The sequence below is a fragment of the Streptomyces sp. NPDC034037 genome (assembly GCF_055575715.1).
Genome location: NZ_JBVISC010000003.1, coordinates 267,491 through 286,315, shown reverse-complemented (window position 1 = coordinate 286,315; position 18,825 = coordinate 267,491). Strand labels below are relative to the sequence as shown.

Annotated in this window: 18 protein-coding genes; 9 read left to right on the top strand and 9 right to left on the bottom strand. The window is 72.9% G+C overall.

Annotation, left to right across the window (positions count from 1 at the left end; translation table 11 throughout):
• A complete protein-coding gene (locus tag ACZ516_RS11865; RefSeq protein ID WP_469009869.1) occupies positions 1-1,113 on the top strand; it encodes a beta propeller repeat protein in 1,113 nt (370 codons plus the stop codon).
• A 45-nt stretch (positions 1,114-1,158) separates the two neighbouring features.
• Here ACZ516_RS11865 and ACZ516_RS11860 read toward each other — a convergent pair whose 3' ends face one another.
• Entirely contained in the window at positions 1,159-1,665 is a 507-nt protein-coding gene (locus ACZ516_RS11860; protein ID WP_469010457.1) for a hypothetical protein, read from the bottom strand.
• Positions 1,666-1,798: 133 nt separating this feature from the next.
• Here ACZ516_RS11860 and ACZ516_RS11855 point away from each other — a divergent pair, with 133 nt between their 5' ends.
• Positions 1,799-2,140 (top strand): DUF6480 family protein, encoded by a 342-nt coding sequence (locus tag ACZ516_RS11855; protein ID WP_467466326.1) that lies wholly within the window; start codon positions 1,799-1,801, stop codon positions 2,138-2,140.
• Between the two features lie 201 nt (positions 2,141-2,341).
• Here ACZ516_RS11855 and ACZ516_RS11850 read toward each other — a convergent pair whose 3' ends face one another.
• The 3 genes from ACZ516_RS11850 to ACZ516_RS11840 all read right to left on the bottom strand — a co-directional run bounded on the left by ACZ516_RS11850 (position 2,342) and on the right by ACZ516_RS11840 (position 5,113).
• Positions 2,342-3,094, bottom strand: coding sequence for a ZIP family metal transporter (locus ACZ516_RS11850; RefSeq protein WP_361085053.1), 753 nt, complete (start codon positions 3,092-3,094; stop codon positions 2,342-2,344).
• A gap of 103 nt (positions 3,095-3,197) precedes the next feature.
• Positions 3,198-3,704: an EF-hand domain-containing protein gene (locus tag ACZ516_RS11845; RefSeq protein ID WP_361085050.1), complete on the bottom strand. Its 507-nt coding sequence runs from the start codon at positions 3,702-3,704 to the stop codon at positions 3,198-3,200.
• A gap of 113 nt (positions 3,705-3,817) precedes the next feature.
• Positions 3,818-5,113, bottom strand: coding sequence for a PAS domain-containing protein (locus tag ACZ516_RS11840; protein ID WP_469009868.1), 1,296 nt, complete (start codon positions 5,111-5,113; stop codon positions 3,818-3,820).
• A 264-nt stretch (positions 5,114-5,377) separates the two neighbouring features.
• Here ACZ516_RS11840 and ACZ516_RS11835 point away from each other — a divergent pair, with 264 nt between their 5' ends.
• From ACZ516_RS11835 to ACZ516_RS11825, 3 genes are read left to right on the top strand one after another with little or no spacing between them, the layout of a single operon-like run.
• Positions 5,378-6,742 carry an ATP-grasp domain-containing protein gene (locus tag ACZ516_RS11835; RefSeq protein WP_469009867.1) on the top strand — a complete coding sequence of 455 codons (1,365 nt, stop codon included), beginning with the start codon at positions 5,378-5,380 and terminating at the stop codon, positions 6,740-6,742.
• Entirely contained in the window at positions 6,739-8,751 is a 2,013-nt protein-coding gene (locus ACZ516_RS11830) for a PEP/pyruvate-binding domain-containing protein (RefSeq protein ID WP_361085041.1), read from the top strand. Before ACZ516_RS11835 ends, ACZ516_RS11830 begins: the two co-directional genes overlap by 4 nt.
• Complete coding sequence (locus ACZ516_RS11825; RefSeq protein ID WP_469009866.1) at positions 8,748-10,097, top strand: MFS transporter; 1,350 nt, start codon at positions 8,748-8,750, stop codon at positions 10,095-10,097. The genes ACZ516_RS11830 and ACZ516_RS11825 overlap by 4 nt, the downstream gene beginning before the upstream one ends.
• Here the strand turns inward: ACZ516_RS11825 and ACZ516_RS11820 are convergent.
• Complete coding sequence (locus ACZ516_RS11820) at positions 9,985-10,632, bottom strand: hypothetical protein (protein WP_361085035.1); 648 nt, start codon at positions 10,630-10,632, stop codon at positions 9,985-9,987. The two genes, ACZ516_RS11825 and ACZ516_RS11820, sit on opposite strands and share 113 nt — an antisense overlap.
• 258 nt (positions 10,633-10,890) lie before the next feature.
• Here ACZ516_RS11820 and ACZ516_RS11815 point away from each other — a divergent pair, with 258 nt between their 5' ends.
• Both ACZ516_RS11815 and ACZ516_RS11810 read left to right on the top strand, forming a co-directional pair.
• Positions 10,891-12,057 (top strand): alkaline phosphatase PhoX, encoded by a 1,167-nt coding sequence (locus ACZ516_RS11815; RefSeq protein ID WP_469009864.1) that lies wholly within the window; start codon positions 10,891-10,893, stop codon positions 12,055-12,057.
• Between the two features lie 59 nt (positions 12,058-12,116).
• A complete protein-coding gene (locus ACZ516_RS11810; RefSeq protein ID WP_361085029.1) occupies positions 12,117-13,007 on the top strand; it encodes an NAD-dependent protein deacetylase in 891 nt (296 codons plus the stop codon).
• Here the strand turns inward: ACZ516_RS11810 and gdhA are convergent.
• The 3 genes from gdhA to ACZ516_RS11795 form a co-directional block, all read right to left on the bottom strand.
• Positions 13,000-14,358: an NADP-specific glutamate dehydrogenase gene (gene gdhA / locus ACZ516_RS11805; protein ID WP_361085026.1), complete on the bottom strand. Its 1,359-nt coding sequence runs from the start codon at positions 14,356-14,358 to the stop codon at positions 13,000-13,002. The genes ACZ516_RS11810 and gdhA overlap by 8 nt on opposite strands.
• A gap of 236 nt (positions 14,359-14,594) precedes the next feature.
• The gene (locus ACZ516_RS11800; RefSeq protein ID WP_469009863.1) at positions 14,595-14,825 is read right to left on the bottom strand and encodes a hypothetical protein; all 231 of its coding nucleotides are present in this window, start codon (positions 14,823-14,825) and stop codon (positions 14,595-14,597) included.
• A gap of 28 nt (positions 14,826-14,853) precedes the next feature.
• Positions 14,854-15,771, bottom strand: coding sequence for a 4-hydroxy-tetrahydrodipicolinate synthase family protein (locus ACZ516_RS11795; RefSeq protein WP_361085023.1), 918 nt, complete (start codon positions 15,769-15,771; stop codon positions 14,854-14,856).
• Positions 15,772-15,843: 72 nt separating this feature from the next.
• Between ACZ516_RS11795 and ACZ516_RS11790 the strand changes: the two genes are divergently transcribed.
• The gene (locus ACZ516_RS11790; protein ID WP_469009861.1) at positions 15,844-16,827 is read left to right on the top strand and encodes a LysR family transcriptional regulator; all 984 of its coding nucleotides are present in this window, start codon (positions 15,844-15,846) and stop codon (positions 16,825-16,827) included.
• Positions 16,828-16,910: 83 nt separating this feature from the next.
• Complete coding sequence (locus ACZ516_RS11785) at positions 16,911-17,333, top strand: DUF6003 family protein (protein ID WP_358584473.1); 423 nt, start codon at positions 16,911-16,913, stop codon at positions 17,331-17,333.
• 142 nt (positions 17,334-17,475) lie between these two features.
• Here ACZ516_RS11785 and ACZ516_RS11780 read toward each other — a convergent pair whose 3' ends face one another.
• Positions 17,476-18,528: a LacI family DNA-binding transcriptional regulator gene (locus ACZ516_RS11780; RefSeq protein ID WP_469009860.1), complete on the bottom strand. Its 1,053-nt coding sequence runs from the start codon at positions 18,526-18,528 to the stop codon at positions 17,476-17,478.
• Between the last annotated feature and the right edge of the window lie 297 nt (positions 18,529-18,825).

Here is an 18,825-nt window from a genome sequence, read left to right as displayed (position 1 = left end):
ATGGCACGCAGACTTCTCGTCGCGGTCCTCGCCGTCGCCATGACCGCCCTCGCCGCCCTGAGCCCGGCCGTGGCGCAGACCGACCCGGCCTGGCGGCACGTACCCGTCCCGGCGGAGGTGCGCCCGCAGGCAGGGCTCAACGAGGCGGTGGCGTTCGGGCCGGACCGGGCGTGGGCGGTGGGTGCCGACGCCGTCGGACGCGAGGCGCCGGGCTTCCCGCTGGTCCTGCGCTGGGACGGGACCGCGTGGCAGCGGCACAGCCTCCCGGGAGTCCGCTGGCAGGGGGAGCTGCTGTCCGTCGCCGGGACCTCCCCGTCCTCGGTCTGGGCGGTCGGCCGTGACGCGGCGGGCGGCACCCGCCTGCTGTGCTTCGACGGCACGGCCTGGTCCGAGAGCCGGCCGCCGCGCGGTGTCGTACTGACCAAGGCCGTCGCGGGCGGCGGGGAACTGTGGCTGATCGGGTCGCGGGACGGCGCGCAGGCCCTGCTGCGCCGGACCGGAGGCGGCTGGACGGACATGCCCGCACCGCCGGGAACCGTCTACGGCCTGCACGTCAAGGCCGCCGACGACGTCTGGGCGGCGGGCGACACCAACGCGGGCGCGGTCGTCTCGCACTGGGACGGGCGGGCATGGGAACAGACGCTCGTGAGCGGGTTCCCCAGGTCGGCCGTGGGCAGTGTGCTGGCGGTCTCGCCGACGGAGGTGTGGGCGGGAGGCACGGCCGGGTTCGTCGGCGGCCCGGTGGGCAAGCCGATTCCGCCCCTGCTCGCCCGCTGGGACGGGGAGAAGTGGTCCCGGGTGACGATGCCCACGGACTTCGGTTCCATCAGCTCGCTGACGCCCGGGCCGTCCGGGGAGCTGGCCTGGGCCGGGGTGTCCCGTTCGCAGAAGTTCGCCCCGCCGGGCACCTATCCGCCGTTGATTCCGGGGCCGGACTTCCTCGCCTGGGACGGGGAGTCGTTCACCGGGCACAGCGAACCGGAGGTGGCCGGCGAGGGCGGCTCCACACGGTTGTGGCTGGTGCCGGTGCCGGGCACTACGACGGTGTGGTCGGTGGGCCGAGCCGAAGGGCCCGAGGGCACGTTCGCCCCGCGGATCCTGCGGTTCGACTGAGACCGAGGGAAGCGTCCGCACCGGCGGTCGGTGGTGCGGACGGCCTCATGGCCGGAGGGCGACCGTGCTGACCTTCCCGCTGCCCCAGACCGTGGTGTTCAGCAGCACGCGCCCGTCGAGTGAGACCGCCGTGAACTCGGGGACGAACCGGTCCGTCAGGAGTCCCGCCAGCGCGCTGCGGAGCATCGGCACCTCGCTCCGTACGAAGTCCCACTCGTCCAGGAGGCGTACGCGCGCATAGCCCCGGTGCTCTCCGGTGAGGTCCTCCTCCGGGGTGGAGAAGTCGACTGCCAGGAAGAACTCGCGTTCCTCGCCGAACAGTCCGTACTCCACCGCCATCCGGTACCAGCCGGCGTTGACCTTCTCCGCCATCCGGGGCTCGTCCACGTCCGCGACCTCGTCCGGGCGGGAGTCGAACCGCCCGTGCTCGGGCCTGGCGCTCGCGGGACTGTGGCCGGGCGGCAGCGGCGGCAGGCGGACGTCCCCGACGATCCGCTCGACGAGAAGGAGCCCGGCGGGTTCGAGCCCGGCGGCTGTCTCGGTGTGGGTCATCGACACATGGCCACGATAAGCCCAGCTCAAATGCGGGGATCGGCTGGCCCGTCCGGGGTGTACCTCCGCCGTCCGTGTACGCCGTCCGGGTGGTGCTGCCCAGCGGGGCACAGGGCCGGGGAACGTGGATCACATGAACGCTTCCCCACCGCCGGACCCCGACCCCCGCCGGGACCCCGGCCCGCAGCCGGGCTCCGATTTCCGCCAGGGCCCAGCGCCGCAGCCGGGCTCCGACCCTCGCCAAGGCCCAGCACCGCAGCCACGCTCCGACCCGCAGTCGCGCAACACCGCGCCGCCCGAGCCCAGGGGCGGCCCGCCGGGGGAGACGCCGCCCTCGGAGGGTGGCATGTCGGGGGCCGGACCCGCCCAGGACCCGACGAAGGGCTGGGGCAAGGGCCCGCTGGCCCTGATCCTCGGCCTCGCGGTGCTCATCGCGGCGTTCTTCCTCGTCTACGCGCTCGTCCTGCTGCTCTGAGAGCAGCAGGACGCGCCCGCCCGGCAGCGACGTTTCCGTGGTGAATGCGCTGCGCCGGGAGGGTGAGGGGAACGCGGGTCAGGGCCCCGCCGACGGAGCCCGCACCATCCTGTCCCGGGCCGGCTTGTGGAACGGGACCTCGCGCGTCACCGCCCCTGATGGCCGCCCGCTCGGCTACGCGGGCCCCGCTGCGACGGGGCCTCAGGCGTGGGAGAGGGCGAACGACACCAGGAACCCGCACACCGTGATCAGCCCTATGGCCAGATGCGCGTTCTCGAAGGCCTCCGGGATCATCGTGTCGGCGATCATGGCGAGGATCGCGCCGGCCGCCACCGCGGTCACCGCCGCCACGACCGCCGTGGACATGCCGCCCACCACCGCGTATCCGAGCACCGCCGCCACCGTGCTGGCCAGCGCGATCGCGCCCCACACGCCGAACACGTACGCCTTGCCGCGCCCCGCCCGCCGCATCCCGGCCGAACTGGACAGTCCCTCGGGCACATTGCTGATGAACACCGCGGCCACCGTCGCCACACTGACCGCGCCCCCCTTGAGGAGGCTCACCCCGATGACCGCCGACTCCGGCACGCCGTCCAGCAGGGCTCCCAGTGCGAGCGCCAGCCCTGAACCGCCCTGTTCGGACTCCGACGGCTGCCCGCCCGCACCGCTGCGCTTGCGGTGGCGGGCGCCGCGTCCGGCCAGCCAGGCGTTGCCCGCCGTATAGGCGAGCGCCCCGCCGACCGTGCCGATCGCCGCCGGGACCAGCCCCGCCTCGTCGTACGCCTCCGCCACCAGCTCGAAGGACACCGCCGACAGCAGGACTCCCGCGCCGAACGCCATCACGGACGCCACCAGCCACTGGGGCACCCGGATTCCGTATCCGATCACCGCCCCGAGCAGCAGGGCGGAACCGGCCACCAGGCCCCATACACCGGCCATGAAGATCTCAGGCATGCGATCTTGTCTACCCGTCCCGGCCCAGATGTCACCAACACGCTGCCCTGAGGTTCGGGTCCGCGCCCGAGAGGGGGGCCGACTGAGCAGGCGGGCCGCCCGCTCAGCGCGCCGAGACCAGCGCCTCGTACATGGGGGAGGCGCCGTCACTGACGAACGCGCGGATCGCGCCCAGATATTCGTCCCGGTCGATGCGCCCGTCCCCGTCGGTGTCCAGGGCGTCGAACGCCTCCCCGGCGTTGTCCGCCCTGTTGCCGAGCACCTCGCGCAGCCGGGCGAACTCCGCCCGGCTGAGCCTGCCGTCGGCGTCGGTGTCGGCGAGGTCGAAGAGGGAGCCCAACGCCTCGCGGCAGACCTCGTCGAAGGTCTCGGCGCCCGCCCATGTCGCGTACTCCTCGAAGGTGACCCTCCCGTCGCCGTCCGCGTCCATCGCGGAGTACACGCGCTCGTGCGTGGACCGGGCCACGGCCACGAGGGGGTCGTTCAGGTCACGGCCCAGGCTGAGCGCCGCCCGCTCGGGGCGGGCGAGGTACTCCTCGCGGGAGATCACGCCGTCGCCGTCCACGTCAAGCATGCGGAAGACATCATTCCGTGCGGTCATCACGTCCATGCGGTTCCCTTCGGTGCGCTCCCGCTGTCACGGGTGCCGCGAGACATACCCAGACGAAACCACGCGATAACCACTCGATGGGATGGACCGCTCCGCCCTCGCCCGGGCGGTGTTCAGACCGCGCTGAGCGGATGGGCCGCCGTGGCGGAACGCGGCGGCCAGGTGTGGGGAGCCAGGATGCCGAGGACGTAGGCGCGGGCCACCAGGGCCGGCCGGGTCGCCGCGCCCAACAGCAGCCGCAGCCGGCTGAGGTGGTAGTCGACCGTCTGCCGGGACAGCTTCAGCGAGGTGGCGATGTCGCCGTTGCTGCTGCCCTCCGCCAGGAGGGAGAGGATGCGCACCTGCGCGGCGGTCAGCGACGGATGGGCCTCATGGGCGAGGCTCTGATGCGTGACGACGGCCCAGACGTGCCGCGCCCGGGTGGCGGTGTGCCCGGTCGTCGTCAGATGCAGCCGCGCGCGGCGCTGCAGCCCGTGGGCGTCCACCAGTACCGCGGACGTCTCCAGGCGTCTGGTGCGGCGGGCTATCAGACCGTTCCAACGGCCGTGCAGCCGATCGAGGTCGGGCTCCGGGGCCAGCAGGGTGTGCGCCCGGCGGCCGACCAGGTCGTGCGGACTGAGCTGGAAGAGTTCCGCGGCCGCCGCGCTCGCCTCGACCACGCGCCCATTGGCCGACAGCAGGGCGCAGGGCAGGCCGCTGTGGTCGCGCAGGGCCTGGAGGTTCTCCTCGGCCTCCTGCCACTGCACCATGGTGCGCAGATGGTCCGTGACGTCCACGTAGATCCCCGCGACGCAGGTCTGCCCGTTCTCCCGTACGGGGAAGCGGTGGCCCACCGCCCGGCCCGCGCCGCCGTCCTGGCGCCGGTAGCCGAGGGTGTGCCGCACCGGCGTGCCCCGGCGCAGGATCTCCTGGTCCAGGGCGCGGAACCGGCCGGCGTCGGCGGGCGCGTCGAGGTCCTCGATGTACTTGCCGACGATCTCCTGCGGCACCGTGCCGTACAGGTGCGCGTAGGCGTGGTTGGCCCACAGGTAGCGTCCGTCGCTGTCCCGTATGAAGGCGGCGGCCGGGGCGAGGTCCACCAGGTCCGCGAACGCCGCGTACCGGCGCGGGACCTCGACGGGTGCGCCGACCTCCACCGCGAGACCGCGCGTACAGCCGGGGACCGGGCTCCCGCCCGAGGGCCGGCTCACGTCGAACGTACGGCCGTCGAACCGGACCTGCCTGCGGTCCTGCGCCGGCAAGTGCCCCGGCGCCGGGAGTTCCTCGCGCACCCGCTCCAGGAAGCGCCGCGCCGCCCGCTTGTCGGGGAAGGCGCCGCCCCCCTTCTCCAGCACCCGCCACGCCTCGTCGACCTCCCACCAGAACACGGGAAGGCGTTCGAGCAGGGCCTTGAGAGCGGAATCGTCCACAGCGGTCTCCGTCCGTATACGACTGGCTGACGCACAGTCACACCGCGTTGGTTATCCCGCCCTCGCCCCGCACATGCCCCGTTCTCGGTCGAAGTCCCCGGGCCGCGGATCCGCAGGCGGAACGGGCGACTCAGGCAAATGCCTGAGTTCCCGGCCGCCGTGGAGGCCTCACGGGCGAGTCCGGCCTGTTCCCCTTGAGTCAACACCCCGCATACGGCGATCAGTTGAAACAAAGACGATAGGAGACGAATTTCAGTGAGCAAGGTGCTGTTAGTGCATGCCAAGGGTGGTCCGCCGCTCGGTCACGTCCTGTCCCGGACGGCCGCGAAGGCGGAAGTGCACCTGCTGGCCCTCAGCGCTCTTCCTCCCGCCGTGGCAGGCTCCGCCCACAGACTGTGCGCCTCGGTGGTCACGCCCCCCGACACGCACCGCCGCGACCTGGTGTCCCTCATCGCCTCGCGGGCCGAGGCCGTGGGCGCGGACGCCGTCCTCACCTTCTCCGAGTACGCGGTCGTCGCCGTCGCGAAGGCGTGCGAGGCGCTCGGCCTCGCCGGCGCCGGCAGCGCCGCCGCGCTCGCCCGCGACAAGCGGCTGATGCGCCGCACCTGGCAGCGGCACGGACTGCCGCAGCCCCAGTTCCGCCCCGTCGCCACGGAGACGGACCTGCTCGCGGCGGCACACGCCCTGCCGGGCCCGCTGCTCCTCAAGGCGGCCTGGAGCGCCGGGTCCACCGCCCACCAGATCATCCGCTCCCCGCACGAGGCGCCGGCGGCCTGGGCCCGCTCCCGTGACGTGATGGCCGAATCGGCCCAACTGGGCTACGCGGAACTGCACGTGGCCGAGGCCGACGCGCACTACGTGGTCGAGCAGATCGTCACCGGCACGGCGGAGGAGTGGTTCGACGAGCCCGGCTGGGGCGACTACGTCAGCGTCGAGGGCGTCGTGACCGACGGCACCTTCCGCCCGGTCTGCATCAGCGGCCGCATGCCCACCGTCGAACCGTTCACCGAGCGCGCCAGCATCACCCCCGCCCTGCTGGCCGACGACGCGCAGGAGCGGATCGTGGACCTGGCCCGGCGCGCGGTCGACGCCCTCGGCCTGCGGGACTGCGGGACCCACACGGAGATCAAGCTCGGCGCCGACGGCCGCATGTGGCTGATCGAGACGGCCGCCCGCTTCGGCGGCGCGATGACCGTGCCGCAGATCGAGGAGGTCTTCGGACTCGACCTCGTCGGCATGCTCGTCGACCACCTCCTCGGCCGCCCGGTCGAATGGCCCGAACAGGCCCTCACCCCGGAGCGGGCGCGGGGTGCGGCGGGCTCGCTCGTCGTCCTCGCGGTCGACGGCGGCGGCCGGGCCTGGCAGGACCGCAAGGTCTGGGACTTCGCGGCCGTCTCGGCGCACGCACCCCTCAGCCCGGGGAGCGACCTCTCCGTCGTGGCCGAGAGTTCCCTGCCCGACGGCAGCGTCGTACCCGTGTACGACCCGGCAGCCGGCGCCAACACCATGGCCGCCCTGTGCCTGCTCTCCGCCACCGACGCGCGGACCGTGCTCCGCGACTTCGAGACCCTGGTGGACGCCCTGCCCCGGATGCTGCCCGCCGCTCGGCCCGAGGAGGTCACGGTATGACCGCCCCACCGCTCACCGGCGCCGCCGAACCGGCCACGGACCGCACGGTCGTCGGCGAGAACCTCTCCCTGCCGCTGTTCCGCACCCTCTCCGGGGTCCTCGCCGGACACCCCTACCTCAAGGTCGTCGTCGACCGCGAGGAGAACACCTGGCACCTGCTCGACACCGCCGCGCACCCCTTCCACGTCAACTACATCGCCACCCGCGTCCTGGGCATGGACCTGGAGACGCTCGACGCGGAACTGGACGCGTTCAACGCCTCCGTCTACATGGACCCCGCACGCCGCTTCCTGCTGGGTGTGCTCTCCCTGCACACCGACCAGGACACCGAGGGACGCGAGCGCACCTTCCTCGTCCTGGAGACGACCGAGGCCGACACCATGCACGGCGAACTCCTGGAATTCTTCTACGAGTTCGTGCGCGAGCGGGTCGACGGCAGGCTGCCGCTGCTCCTCAAGCCCGCCAATCACGGGCAGGAGGAGGCACTGGCGGCGATCAGCGAACTGCGCGTGCCGCGCATCCTCAGCCACGAGCTGTTCGGCTCCCGCACCCGCACCCCGCTCAACCCCGGCGAGGCCACCGGACGCCTGCGGTACTTCCGCGACCACGAGGAGTACGCGGCCGCCGAGGCCGGGCTCGGCTGGGCGGACATCGTGGCCATGCCCTGCCTGCCGGACGACGTGCCCAGGGTGGCCGGGTTCCTCAACACCGCGCCCATCACCCCGCTGTCCCACACCAACGTCCTCGCGTCCGGCTGGGGCATCCCCAACGCGATCGTGCGCGACCTGGAAGAACTCGTCGAGAAGGACGGCCTGAACGGCGCGTGGGTCCGCTACCGCGTCCGCGAGGACGAGATATCCCTGGAGCGCCTCGCCGGCGAACCCGACCTGCGGGCCCCGGCCTGGCACCAGCAGCGCATCCGCCTAGAACCGCCGCTGCTGCGGGACACCCCCGTCCTGGCCCTGCACCGGCTGCGCGCCGCGGACAGCGACCGCTACGGCACCAAGGCGGCCAACCTCGGCGAACTGCACCACGTGCTCGACAGCCGCACGGCCGACCTGACCGCCTTCTACGGGCGGCCCCGCCCCCCGCGCGAGGACCTCTACAAACACCTCGCGGCCCGGCTCGGCCTGAGCGGACGGCCCTCCGCCGGCGAACTGCGCTCCAAAGCGGCCGAGTTCGTGGCCGGCGCGGTGAGCGCCCCCGAAGGCGTCGCGCTGCCCTTCGCGCTCCAGCAGCGCTTCCTCGCCTCGTCCCCCGTCCTCCAGCAGGGCATCGGCAAGCTCAAGATGGCCCTCGAACTCGACGCCACCGAGGTCCTGGACTCGCTCTGTCTGCAACTCCAGCAGCTGATCCGGAACACGCCCCTGCCCGAGTCCGTCACCCGGCAGATCATCCAGGCCTTCCCCACCGCCGCCGGCCCGAGCGGCCGCCTGGTCGTGCGCTCCTCGTCCAACGCCGAGGACCTGCCCGGCTTCTCCGCGGCGGGCGTCTACGACTCCGTCACCACCGTCCACGGCACCGGCCAACTCCTGGACGCCGTACGCCAGGTGTGGGCCTCCCTGGTCTCGCCCCGCAGCGTGCGCCTGCGCCACCAGGTCGGCATCTCCCTGGACGACACGTACATGGGCGTCATCGTCCAGGAGTACGTCCCCGCCTGTCTCGGCGGCGTCCTGGTGACCTGCGACCCGACCCGCCGCGAGGACTTCCGCAACGTCTACCTCAACTGCTCTCCCGGCTCGCCGGAGCAGGTGGTCGACGGCTCGGTCCTGCCGCAGCAGTACCTGTACAACACCGTGGAGGGCGGCGGCCGCACCGTCGCCCTGGGCTCCTGGGGCGACACGCTCGATGCCGCCACCCGGGCCCGGCTCGCCGATCTGTCCCTGACCGGGCGGCTCCTGCAGTCCCACTTCAGCGCACCCGACGTGGACAGGCCGCTGGACATCGAGTGGCTGATGACCGACCAGGGCGACTTCCGGCTGGTCCAGATCCGCCCGTACGCGCTGTGAGGCCGCGCGCGGGGCGCCGGGCCACGGGCCCCGGCCCGACGGCCACCGCCCGCCGGATCATCCGGCTCAACTACGGCTTCCAGCTCCTGTTCAACCTGCTGTGGTGGATGCCGGTGTTCTACGCCTACCAGAAGGCGGCCGGACTCTCCGACGGACAGATCTTCGGCATCCAGAGCATCTACTACGTGGCCTTCTGCCTGTTCGAGATCCCGACCGGGCTGATCGCCGACCGCATCGGCACCCGCAACTGCCTGCGGGCCGGCGCGGTGGTCATGACGGCGGCGAACCTCGCACCGGTGTTCAGCGCCTCCTACACCGGGTTCCTCGTCCACTTCCTGGCCATCGCCGCGGGCCGCTCCCTCACCTCGGGCGCGGCCAGCGCCTACCTGTACGACGGGCTGCGCGCCGAGAAGTGCGACGAGCACTACCTGCGGGCGGAGGGCACCGCCCGGGCGCTTGGGCTGGTGGCGAAAGTGGTGTGCTGGCCGCTGGTCGGTCCGCTGATGGCCGTGGCCCACCCGGCGCCCTACGTGCTCAGCGCCGCCAGCGCCGCGGGCTCCCTCGCCTGCGCCGTCGCGCTGCCCCGCCTCACGGCCGGGGGCGGTGGCACGGGACAGAGCGCCCCGGGGCGCGGGGGCGGCGCGTTCCTGCGGGACGCGGGTGCCGCGCTGCGCTGCGTCGCGTCCTCGCGGTGGCTGGCCCTCGTGATGGTACAGGGCGTGGCGATCTTCACGCTCTCCCGGATCTGCCAGGTCAACCTCTTCCAGCCGATCCTGCTCGACCACGGCATCGCGGAGGCCTCGCACGGCGGGGTGATGGCGGCGATGACGGTGGCGGAGGCGGTGGCCTCGGCCCGCCCGCAGTGGCTGAGCCGCCGCCTGCCACCGGTCGCCTGGGTCTCCCTCCTCAGCCTCGCGCTCGCGGGCACCCTGGCGGCCATGACGCTCGGCGGCCCCTGGGCCGTCGTCGCGCTGCTGTGCCTGTTCGCCGCCGCGACCGGCTTCGCCTACCCCATCCAGCGCAAACTGGTGAACGACGCGGTGCCCGCGCACGCCCCGCGCGCCACGCTGCTCTCGGTGGAGAGCATCGTGGACCGCGCGGTGTGCGCCCTGGCCGCGATCGCCGCGGGCGCCTATCTCGCCGCGGGCCGCCTGGACGACCTGCTGTGGCACAGCGCGCTCGCCACGGCGCTGCTGCTCGGGGTCTTCCAACTGCTCCTGCGCAGCGGGCTGGTCAAGAAGGAGAGCGCCGGCCCAGCGCCTCGACCAGCCCCACCGGGAGAAACGCGGGCTGATGCGGCCGGCCGACCTGATACGGCACAAAGCCCAGCGAGGAAGCCGCGGTGACCTCCTCGGCCGCCTCCGCCTCATAGACGACCCGGCAGGGACCCGCGCCGGCCTTCGCCCGCTGCCACAGGGCGGGGGCCGGCTTGCGTTCCGCCTCGGTGCGCGGAGTGAGGACGCGATCGCCGAAATCCTGCCAGGGGAACGGCGTGGACCCCCGCCAGGCGGCGTCGACCTCCTGGCGCAGCCTGGCGGCGCGCTCGGCGTCGGTCGCCCCCCAGGAGGGCGGCACATTGGTGATCAGGCCGATCTTGACGTGACGTATCCGCAGGGCGTGCAGGTAGGAGGCCGCGCCGGACCGAAAGCCGATGCCGCCGTCCTCGGCGGTGTGCACGAGGGTCTCGCCCAGGTCGAAGTACACGATGGGGCAGGCCCGTTCACGAGATGCGGCCGTCGCTCTCGTGCCGGGACCGGCGTCGTCGGGCACCGCCGCGCTCGCCGTGGCGCAGAGCACGGTCGACACCAGGGCCGCGCTCAACGCGAGACTTGCCCGGACAGTGCCCTTGGAGACAGTGCCCTTGGAGACGGATCCACTCATCAGTCGTCGCCCTTTCCACGCGGATACCGGTCCACCGCGCTTTACCCGTGAACACCTCATGTCACTCGGGCCACAAGGATTCCCGCACCGTTCATTTGGTGCCGGACCGGCGGCCCGCGCACCGCACGCGCGCACCGGTTCGTCGGAGAAAGTTGGCTCACTCGTCCCTGCCCGCCTCCGTCCCGGACCCCTACGGTCCCTGTGACCAGTCGGCGACGCAAGCCAACTCATCGTTCGCTTCTCGGTGTAGGAGTATCTGTGGACCGTCGCAATTTCCTGCGTGGTGCGGTGTTCGGCACCTCTGCCGCCGTCTTCGGAGGCACCCTCATGCACGGCGCCGCCTACGCGGCCCCCGCCCAGAACGGCACCGGCCCCTACGGCGGCCTGCTCGCCGCCGACGCCAACGGCATCATGCTGCCGTCCGGCTTCACCAGCCGCGTCATAGCCCGCTCCGGCCGGACGGTTGCCGGCACCTCGTACACCTGGCACGGCGCCCCGGACGGGGGTGCCTGCTTCGCCGACGGCACGGGCTGGATCTACGTCTCCAACTCCGAACTCGCCACCGGGGGCGGGGCGAGCGCCGTCAGGTTCGACTCCGCCGGTTCCGTCACGGGCGCCTACCGGGTGCTGTCCGGCACCCGCAACAACTGCGCGGGCGGGGCCACCCCGTGGAACACCTGGCTCTCGTGCGAGGAGGTCAGCCGCGGCTACGTCTACGAGACCGACCCGTGGGGCGCGAAGGCCGCCATCCGCCGCGCCGCGATGGGCCAGTTCAAGCACGAGGCGGCGGCCGCCGACCCGGTGCGCAAGGTGATCTACCTGACCGAGGACGAGCCGGACGGCTGCTTCTACCGGTTCGTCCCGGCCACCTGGGGCGACCTGTCCTCCGGAACCCTCCAGGTGCTCGTGGCGGGCACCGGCACCAGCGGATCCTTCACCTGGACGAACGTGCCCGACCCGGACGGCTCGCCCACCTACACCCGCGACCAGGTCTCCGGCGCCAAGAACTTCAACGGCGGCGAGGGCTGCCACTACGCCGCCGACGCGGTCTGGTTCACCACCAAGGGCGACAACCGCGTCTGGCGGCTCGACCTGCGCGAGAACACCTTCGAGCTGGCCTACGACGACAGCCTCGTCACCAACGGCACCGCGCCCCTGACCGGTGTCGACAACATCACCGGCAGCTCCTCGGGCGACCTGTTCGTCGCCGAGGACGGCGGCACCATGGACATCTGCGTCATCACCCCCGCCGACGTCGTGGCCCCGTTCCTGCGCGTCACGGGCCAGTCCGGCTCCGAGATCACCGGCCCGGCCTTCTCGCCCGACGGCAGGCGGCTGTACTTCTCCAGCCAGCGCGGCACGTCCGGCAGCTCGTCCGGCGGCATCACCTACGAGGTCACCGGCCCCTTCCGCACCACTGCCTGAGAGCCCGGCCCGGCGCGGGCGGGCCGCCCGTCCGCGCCGCTGTTCCGTACCCTGGCGACATGCGTACGCGCCCCACCTTGAACTGGACCCCCGCCGAGGACCTGCCGCCGGGCACCACGGATCCGGGGCCGGTCGCCGAGATGCTGGGCGCCGGCGGTGTACTGGTGCTCAGCGGGGCGGGCCTCTCCACCGAGTCGGGCATCCCGGACTACCGGGGCGAGGGCGGGAGCCTGAGCCGGCACACCCCGATGACCTACCAGGACTTCACCGCCAGTGAGCAGGCCCGGCGGCGGTACTGGGCACGCAGCCACCTCGGCCTGCGCACCTTCGGCCGGGCCAGGCCCAACGCGGGGCACCGGGCCGTCGCCGCGTTCGAGCGACACGGGCTGCTCGCGGGGGTGATCACACAGAACGTCGACGGTCTGCACCGGGCCGCGGGCAGCGAGGAGGCGGTGGAGCTGCACGGCAGCCTCGGCCGGGTCGTCTGCCTGTCCTGCGGCGCCCGCAGCTCGCGCGGGGAGTTGGCGCGGCGGCTGGAGGAGGCCAATCCGGGCTTCGCGCCGGTCGCCGCCGCCCTCAACCCGGACGGTGACGCCGACCTCACCGACGAACAGGTCGAGGGCTTCTGCGTACTGCCCTGCACCCTCTGCGGCGGCATCCTCAAACCGGACGTGGTGTTCTTCGGGGAGACCGTCCCGCCCGAGCGGGTCGAGCGCTGCCGCGCGCTGGTCCGCGACGCGGCATCGCTCCTGGTCCTCGGCTCCTCGCTGACGGTGATGTCCGGGCTGCGGTTCGTCCGCCAGGCGGCCGAGGCCGGCAAACCGGTGCTGATCGTCAACCGGGACGCCACCCGGGGCGACCGGCACGCCGTGACACGGGTCGCGCTCCCGCTGGGGCCGACCCTCACCGCGGTGGCCGCCCGGCTGGGCGTCTCCGTCGACGTCAGATGACGCCCTGGGCGGCCATCGCCTCCGCCACCCGTTCGAAACCGGCGATGTTCGCGCCCGTCACGTAGTCCCCGGGAGCGCCGTAGCGTTCGGCGGTCTCGTGGCACGTGCGGTGGATGTCGTTCATGATCCGCGCCAGTTCCTCCTCGACGCGCTGCGCCGGCCACGACGTACGGGCGTGGTTCTGCGCCATCTCCAGGGCGCTGACGGCGACACCGCCCGCGTTGGCCGCCTTGCCGGGCCCGAAGGAGACGCCCGCCTGCTGGAGAAGGCGTACGGCCTCGGGGGTCGTCGGCATGTTGGCGCCCTCCGAGACCGCCTTCACGCCGCCCCGGATCAGCGCGGTGGCGTCGTCGGCGTCCAGCTCGTTCTGCGTGGCCGACGGCAGCGCGATGTCGGCCGGAACCTCCCAGACCCGCCGGCCCGGCACGAAGCGGGCCGAGGTGCCGCGGCGCTCGGCGTAGACCTCCACCCGGGCGCGTTCGACCTCCTTGACCTGCTTGAGGAGGTCCAGGTCGATGCCCTTCTCGTCGACCACATAGCCGGAGGAGTCCGAACAGGTCACGGCGTTGGCGCCCAGCGCGGTCAGCTTCTCGATGGTGTGCAGGGCGACGTTCCCGGAGCCGGAGACGACCGCCGTCCGCCCTTCGAGGCTCTCGCCGCGCTCGCGCAGCATCGCCGCCGTGAACAGGACGTTTCCGTACCCGGTCGCCTCCGGGCGGATCAGGGAGCCGCCCCAGTTCCGGCCCTTGCCGGTCAGGACGCCCGCCTCCCAGCGGTTGGTGATGCGCCGGTACTGGCCGAACAGGTAGCCGATCTCCCGGCCGCCGACGCCGATGTCCCCCGCGGGCACGTCGGTTTGCTCGCCGATGTGCCGGTACAGCTCCGTCATGAACGACTGGCAGAAGCGCATGACCTCCGAGTCGCTGCGGCCCCGCGGGTCGAAGTCGCTGCCGCCCTTGCCGCCGCCGATGCCGAGGCCCGTCAACGCGTTCTTGAAGATCTGCTCGAAGCCGAGGAACTTGATGACGCCGAGGTTCACCGACGGGTGGAAGCGCAGGCCGCCCTTGTACGGGCCGAGCGCGCTGTTGAACTCCACCCGGAAGCCGCGATTGACGTGCACGCGGCCGCGGTCGTCCTGCCACGGCACCCGGAAGATGATCTGCCGCTCCGGTTCGCACAGCCGCTCGATCAGCCCGGCCTCGGCGTACTCGGGGCGCGCCGCGACGACGGGCTCCAACGTCTCCAGTACCTCGCGGGCCGCCTGATGGAACTCCGGCTGGGCCGGATTGCGGCGTTCGATCTCGGTGAGCAGCTGCGAGAGCACGGTCTTCGTCTCGGGTCGCGTGGTCAAGGGAGCCCTTTCTGGCACGGCCGACACCGGCGATCCGATGCGGGGCGCCGGCTCACTTCCGGTGCGGCACGGTCGGGGCGCTCGGCGCCATTGCCGTGCGCGGGACACGAGCCGCAAGTATGACGCGCGGGGGAACAGGCTGACCAGCCCCGTCCGGCGAACGCCCAGGGTGCGAGACCGGCTGCCCGTATGGCTGGGGTGGGGCGGCTGCTGCAAGGCCTCAGGGGAGTCGTCGCTCAGGTCTGGCTCTCACCGACCCTGTTCGACTCGCGGCGCGACCTGACGACGAGAACCACGTACGTGATGAGCGCGGCGGTGAACAGGATGGCGGCCACCGTGTGCACCGTGAACCACAGCGGGCCCGAGAGGTGCCAGACAGTGTCGATTAAGTTCAGCAGCAGGGTCAGTGAGAACGTGCCCCACGCCCACTTCTTCGCCGCGGCGACTTTGGCGGCGGGAATGTTCATCGGCCCTCCAGGGCGGTCGGCTCATGGGTCAGCTCCTTGACCGCAGCTTCCCGTCGAGCGCCTCCGCCATGCGTGCCGCCCGACGCACCGAATCCGCCGAGGCGGGCAGGAGGGGCAGGCGGACGGACGGGCTCGGGATGCGGTTCTGGGTGTGCAGTAGGCCCTTGATCACCGTGGGGTTCGGTTCGGTGAACAAGGCTGCGGACAGGCGGGCCAGTTCGGCTCCGAGGTCGCGGGCGGGGGTGGCGGCGCCGCGGCGCCACAGGGCGATCAGTTCGGCGAAGTCGGCGGTGCGCACGTTGGCCGACGCGACGATTCCGCCGTGGGCGCCCGCCGCGACGAGCGGCGAGAGGACGATGTCGTCACCGCCGAGCACGGCGAAGCCGGGTGGGGGAGAGTCGAGCAGTTCCATCGTGGTGGCGTCGATCATGCCGGTCGCGTGCTTGATGCCGACGACCCCCGGCAGGCGGCCGAGCGCCGCGATCGTGCCGGCGCCGAGCGGCTGCCCGGTGCGGTAGGGAATGTCGTACACCACCAGCGGGAGGCCGCCGTGCTCGGCCAGCGCCGTGAAGTGCGCCAGGGTCCCCGCTTCCCCGGGCCGGGTGTACGGCGGCGCGGGGACCAGCGCCGCGGCGATGTCCCCCCTGGCGGCCAGGGCGCGCAGCGAGGTGATGGCGGCGGCGGTGTCATTGGTGCCGACCCCGACGATGAGCGGTGCGCCGTGCGCCCGGCAGGCGGCCGAGCAGACACGTATCACCGTCTCTCTCTCCTGCGCGGACAACGTGGCGGTCTCGGCGGTCGTGCCGAGGGCGACGAGACCGGCGGCTCCGTCCGACAGGGCCTCGTCGGCGAGTCGGGCCAGCGCGTCGGGGGCCAGGCGCAGATCGTCGGTGAACGGGGTCACCAGGGGGACGTACAGGCCGTCGAAGATCGGTTCGGGCTTCATGGCTCCCACCCTGGCCCACACCCACCCGGTAGATCCATTTCTGATTTCTGCCCTCACACCTAAGCTGAACTTATGCTCGATGTCCGTCGTCTTCATCTGCTCCGCGAACTGCACCGGCGGGGCACCATCGCCGCCGTGGCCGAGGCGCTGACCTTCACCGCGTCCGCCGTCTCCCAGCAACTGGGGGTGCTGGAGAGGGAGGCGGGCGTGCCGCTGCTGGAACGCAGCGGCAGGCGGGTGGTCCTCACGCCCGCCGGCCGGTCCCTCGTCGCGCACGCCGACGCGGTGCTGAACCGCCTCGAACAGGCGGTCGCCGAGCTGGCGGGCGCGCGGGACGGCGTCGGCGGACCCCTGCGTATCGGGACCTTTCCCTCCGGCGGTCACACCATCGTCCCCGCCGCGCTGGCCGAACTGGCCTTTCGGCACCCCGCGTTGGAGCCGATGGTGCGGGAGATCGACTCCGCGCGCGTCTCCGACGGGCTGCGGGCCGGCGAGCTCGACGTGGCCCTCGTCCACGACTACGACTTCGTACCCGCGTCCCCGGACACGACGGTGGAGGAGGTCCCCCTGCTGGAAGAGCCGATGTACCTGGTCACCCGGGCCGCGACCGCCACCACTCGTGAGAGTGACGTGACCGCGACTGCCACCGCGCCCGCCGGCCCCGGCGGCACGCTGGCCGCACTGGCGGCGCTGCTCGGACCGTGCGCCGAAGTCCCCTGGATCACCGCCCGGGACGGTACGACCGGTCACGCCATGGCGGTACGCGCGTGTCAGGCCGCCGGGTTCCAGCCGAGGATCCGACACCAGGTCAACGACTTCCGCACCGTGCTCGCACTGGTCGCCGCCGGGCAGGGAGCCGGCTTCGTGCCGGAGATGGCCGCCGTGCCGAGCCCGGCGGGCGTGGTGCTCACGGAGCTGCCCTTGTTCCGCCGCTCGAAGGTCGCGTTCCGCGCGGGCGGTGGCGCGCATCCGGCGATCGCCGCTTTCGTGGCGGCGGCGACGGCGGCGGTCGATGGCATGCTGGGGGCAGGAGGTCGGTCCGCGGGCTCTGCGTGAACGGCCGACCGCCGGGCACGTGTTGCCTGGGCGCCGACTTCGGCGCCAGGTACATGTTCGAAACGAGAAGGCGATGTCCCACGATGGCCGATGACGCATACCTGTTCCTCCTTCCCGACCGGCACCCCCGACTGGGTGCGGCCCTCGCCGCCGTCGGCCCCTTGGAGTGCTCGGAAACCCCGGCCGTGCACGGCTGGTTGCAGGCCCACGAGGTCTCCGCGTCGTCGGAAGCGGTGCGGATCCTGCCCGCCGAGGCACAGGCGCTCATCCCCGAGGAGGCCGAGCGGTTGCCGGTGCCGCTGAGTGAGGAGGAGACGCTGAAGGTGCAGCAGGAGTGCGCGCCGCCGGCCGTGACGGAGCTGGAGGGCGAACTGCTCGAGTTCCGGGAGACGACTCAGGACTGGGAGGCGCTCGTGCACCGCGCCCTGACCGCGGGAATCCCCGCGCAGCGCATCGCCCAGCTGACCGGCCTCGACCCGCAGGAGATCGGCCGCCTGACCGTCTGACCGGCCTCGCCCCACAGAAGATCGGCGGCCCGAGCGCCCCCGGGGCAACCGGCCGCCGATCGCACCCCGGTGCGCGCGCCGCACTGAGTAAGGCCCCTCGGGAAGTCGGACGCAGCGCACTCGCGTCCGAGCGGGCGGCCCGCTACGGGGCGGGTACCGTCCCGGCCCCCGCGGCCGGCGCCGGCACGCTCGCGCGCCGCGGCACGCTCGACTCCCGTACGACCAGTTGCGGCGCGAGCCGTACCGCCTGCTGCGGGCCCGCGCGCTCGCCCGACAGGCGCAGGCCCAGGAGCCGCGCCGCCTCGGCGGCCAGTTCCGCCACCGGCTGGCGGACCGTCGTGACGCCCGGCGCGGACAGCCCCGCCATCGGGATGTCGTCGAAGCCCGTCACGGCGACCTCGCCCGGCACGTCGACGCCCAGCTGCTGGAGCCGTTGGAGCGCCCCGATCGCGATCAGGTCGTTGGCGCACACCAGGGCGTCCGGGCGGGCCGGCCACACCTCGTCGACGGCGGCCCGGCCCCACTCCACGGAGAAGTCGCCGAGGGCCACCCGCTCCGGAGCGCCGGGGGCGAGCGCCAGCGCCCGGGCCGCGTAGGCCCCGCGCCGCTCGGCGGCGGTGGACGCCGTCCCGGCCGCCCCGAGGAAGCAGACGCGCCTGCGTCCGGTGGCCGCCAGATGATCGAGGACGAGGGCCATGCCGGCGGCGTTGTCGACGGCGACGGAGTCGGCGACGCCGGGCCCGCAGCCGCGGTCCATCAGCACGAGCGGCACCCGCGCCGCCGCCGCGGCCACCGCCGCCCGGCTGCGCTCCTCGTGCGCCGGGATCACCAGCAGGGCGTCGACCTGCCGGCCGAGCAGGTCCGCCACGTACTCCGCCTCGGCCACCGGGTCGTCGTCGCAGTCGGCGAGCAGCACGGCGCGCCCGTCGGCGTGCAGGGCGTGCGTCAACTCCCGTACGAGCGTCGGGTAGAAGGGGTTCGTGATCTGCGGCAGGACCAGGCCGACCGTGCCCGTGGAGCGCCCGCGCAGCGCCCGGGCCGCGTGATTGGGGCGGTAGCCGAGCGCCTCGGCGGCCTCCCGCACCCGGCGGGCCGTCTCGGCGCCGACGGGCCGCGTACCGGCCAGGACCCGGGAGACCGTGGCGACGGAGCAGCCGCAGGCCCGGGCCACATCTCGCAGCGTTGCGTCGGCCACGCCGCGCCCCCTTCGACAAGCCGACAGGTACCGGTAAACGTTATCAGCGGACGTTCGTCACAACCAGGGTCCGGTCAGGGTCCGACCAGGCCGCACAGCGGGACGGATTGCGCCTTCATGCCCCCTTTTCGTGCCGTACGGGAGCGTGTCCGTTCCGGGCGAGTTTGCCTGGGTGTGGTTTCGGCCATTGACATAATTCGCCACTGTGCACAGAGTCTTCGGAGAACGTTTTCCCGAGCCGTTTCCGCCCCGCGCCCGTCGGGGTGGCAGCGGCTCAGCCGAACAAAGAGGTTCCGC

Bases quoted from the DNA above. Each gene is read 5' to 3' on its own strand.
- ACZ516_RS11865 (WP_469009869.1), top strand. From the start codon at position 1: ATGGCACGCAGACTTCTCGTCGCGGTCCTCGCCGTCGCCATGACCGCC.
- ACZ516_RS11860 (WP_469010457.1), bottom strand. From the start codon at position 1,665: ATGACCCACACCGAGACAGCCGCCGGGCTCGAACCCGCCGGGCTCCTT.
- ACZ516_RS11855 (WP_467466326.1), top strand. From the start codon at position 1,799: ATGAACGCTTCCCCACCGCCGGACCCCGACCCCCGCCGGGACCCCGGC.
- ACZ516_RS11850 (WP_361085053.1), bottom strand. From the start codon at position 3,094: ATGCCTGAGATCTTCATGGCCGGTGTATGGGGCCTGGTGGCCGGTTCC.
- ACZ516_RS11845 (WP_361085050.1), bottom strand. From the start codon at position 3,704: ATGGACGTGATGACCGCACGGAATGATGTCTTCCGCATGCTTGACGTG.
- ACZ516_RS11830 (WP_361085041.1), top strand. From the start codon at position 6,739: ATGACCGCCCCACCGCTCACCGGCGCCGCCGAACCGGCCACGGACCGC.
- ACZ516_RS11820 (WP_361085035.1), bottom strand. From the start codon at position 10,632: ATGAGTGGATCCGTCTCCAAGGGCACTGTCTCCAAGGGCACTGTCCGG.
- ACZ516_RS11810 (WP_361085029.1), top strand. From the start codon at position 12,117: ATGCGTACGCGCCCCACCTTGAACTGGACCCCCGCCGAGGACCTGCCG.
- ACZ516_RS11800 (WP_469009863.1), bottom strand. From the start codon at position 14,825: ATGAACATTCCCGCCGCCAAAGTCGCCGCGGCGAAGAAGTGGGCGTGG.
- ACZ516_RS11795 (WP_361085023.1), bottom strand. From the start codon at position 15,771: ATGAAGCCCGAACCGATCTTCGACGGCCTGTACGTCCCCCTGGTGACC.
- ACZ516_RS11790 (WP_469009861.1), top strand. From the start codon at position 15,844: ATGCTCGATGTCCGTCGTCTTCATCTGCTCCGCGAACTGCACCGGCGG.
- ACZ516_RS11785 (WP_358584473.1), top strand. From the start codon at position 16,911: ATGGCCGATGACGCATACCTGTTCCTCCTTCCCGACCGGCACCCCCGA.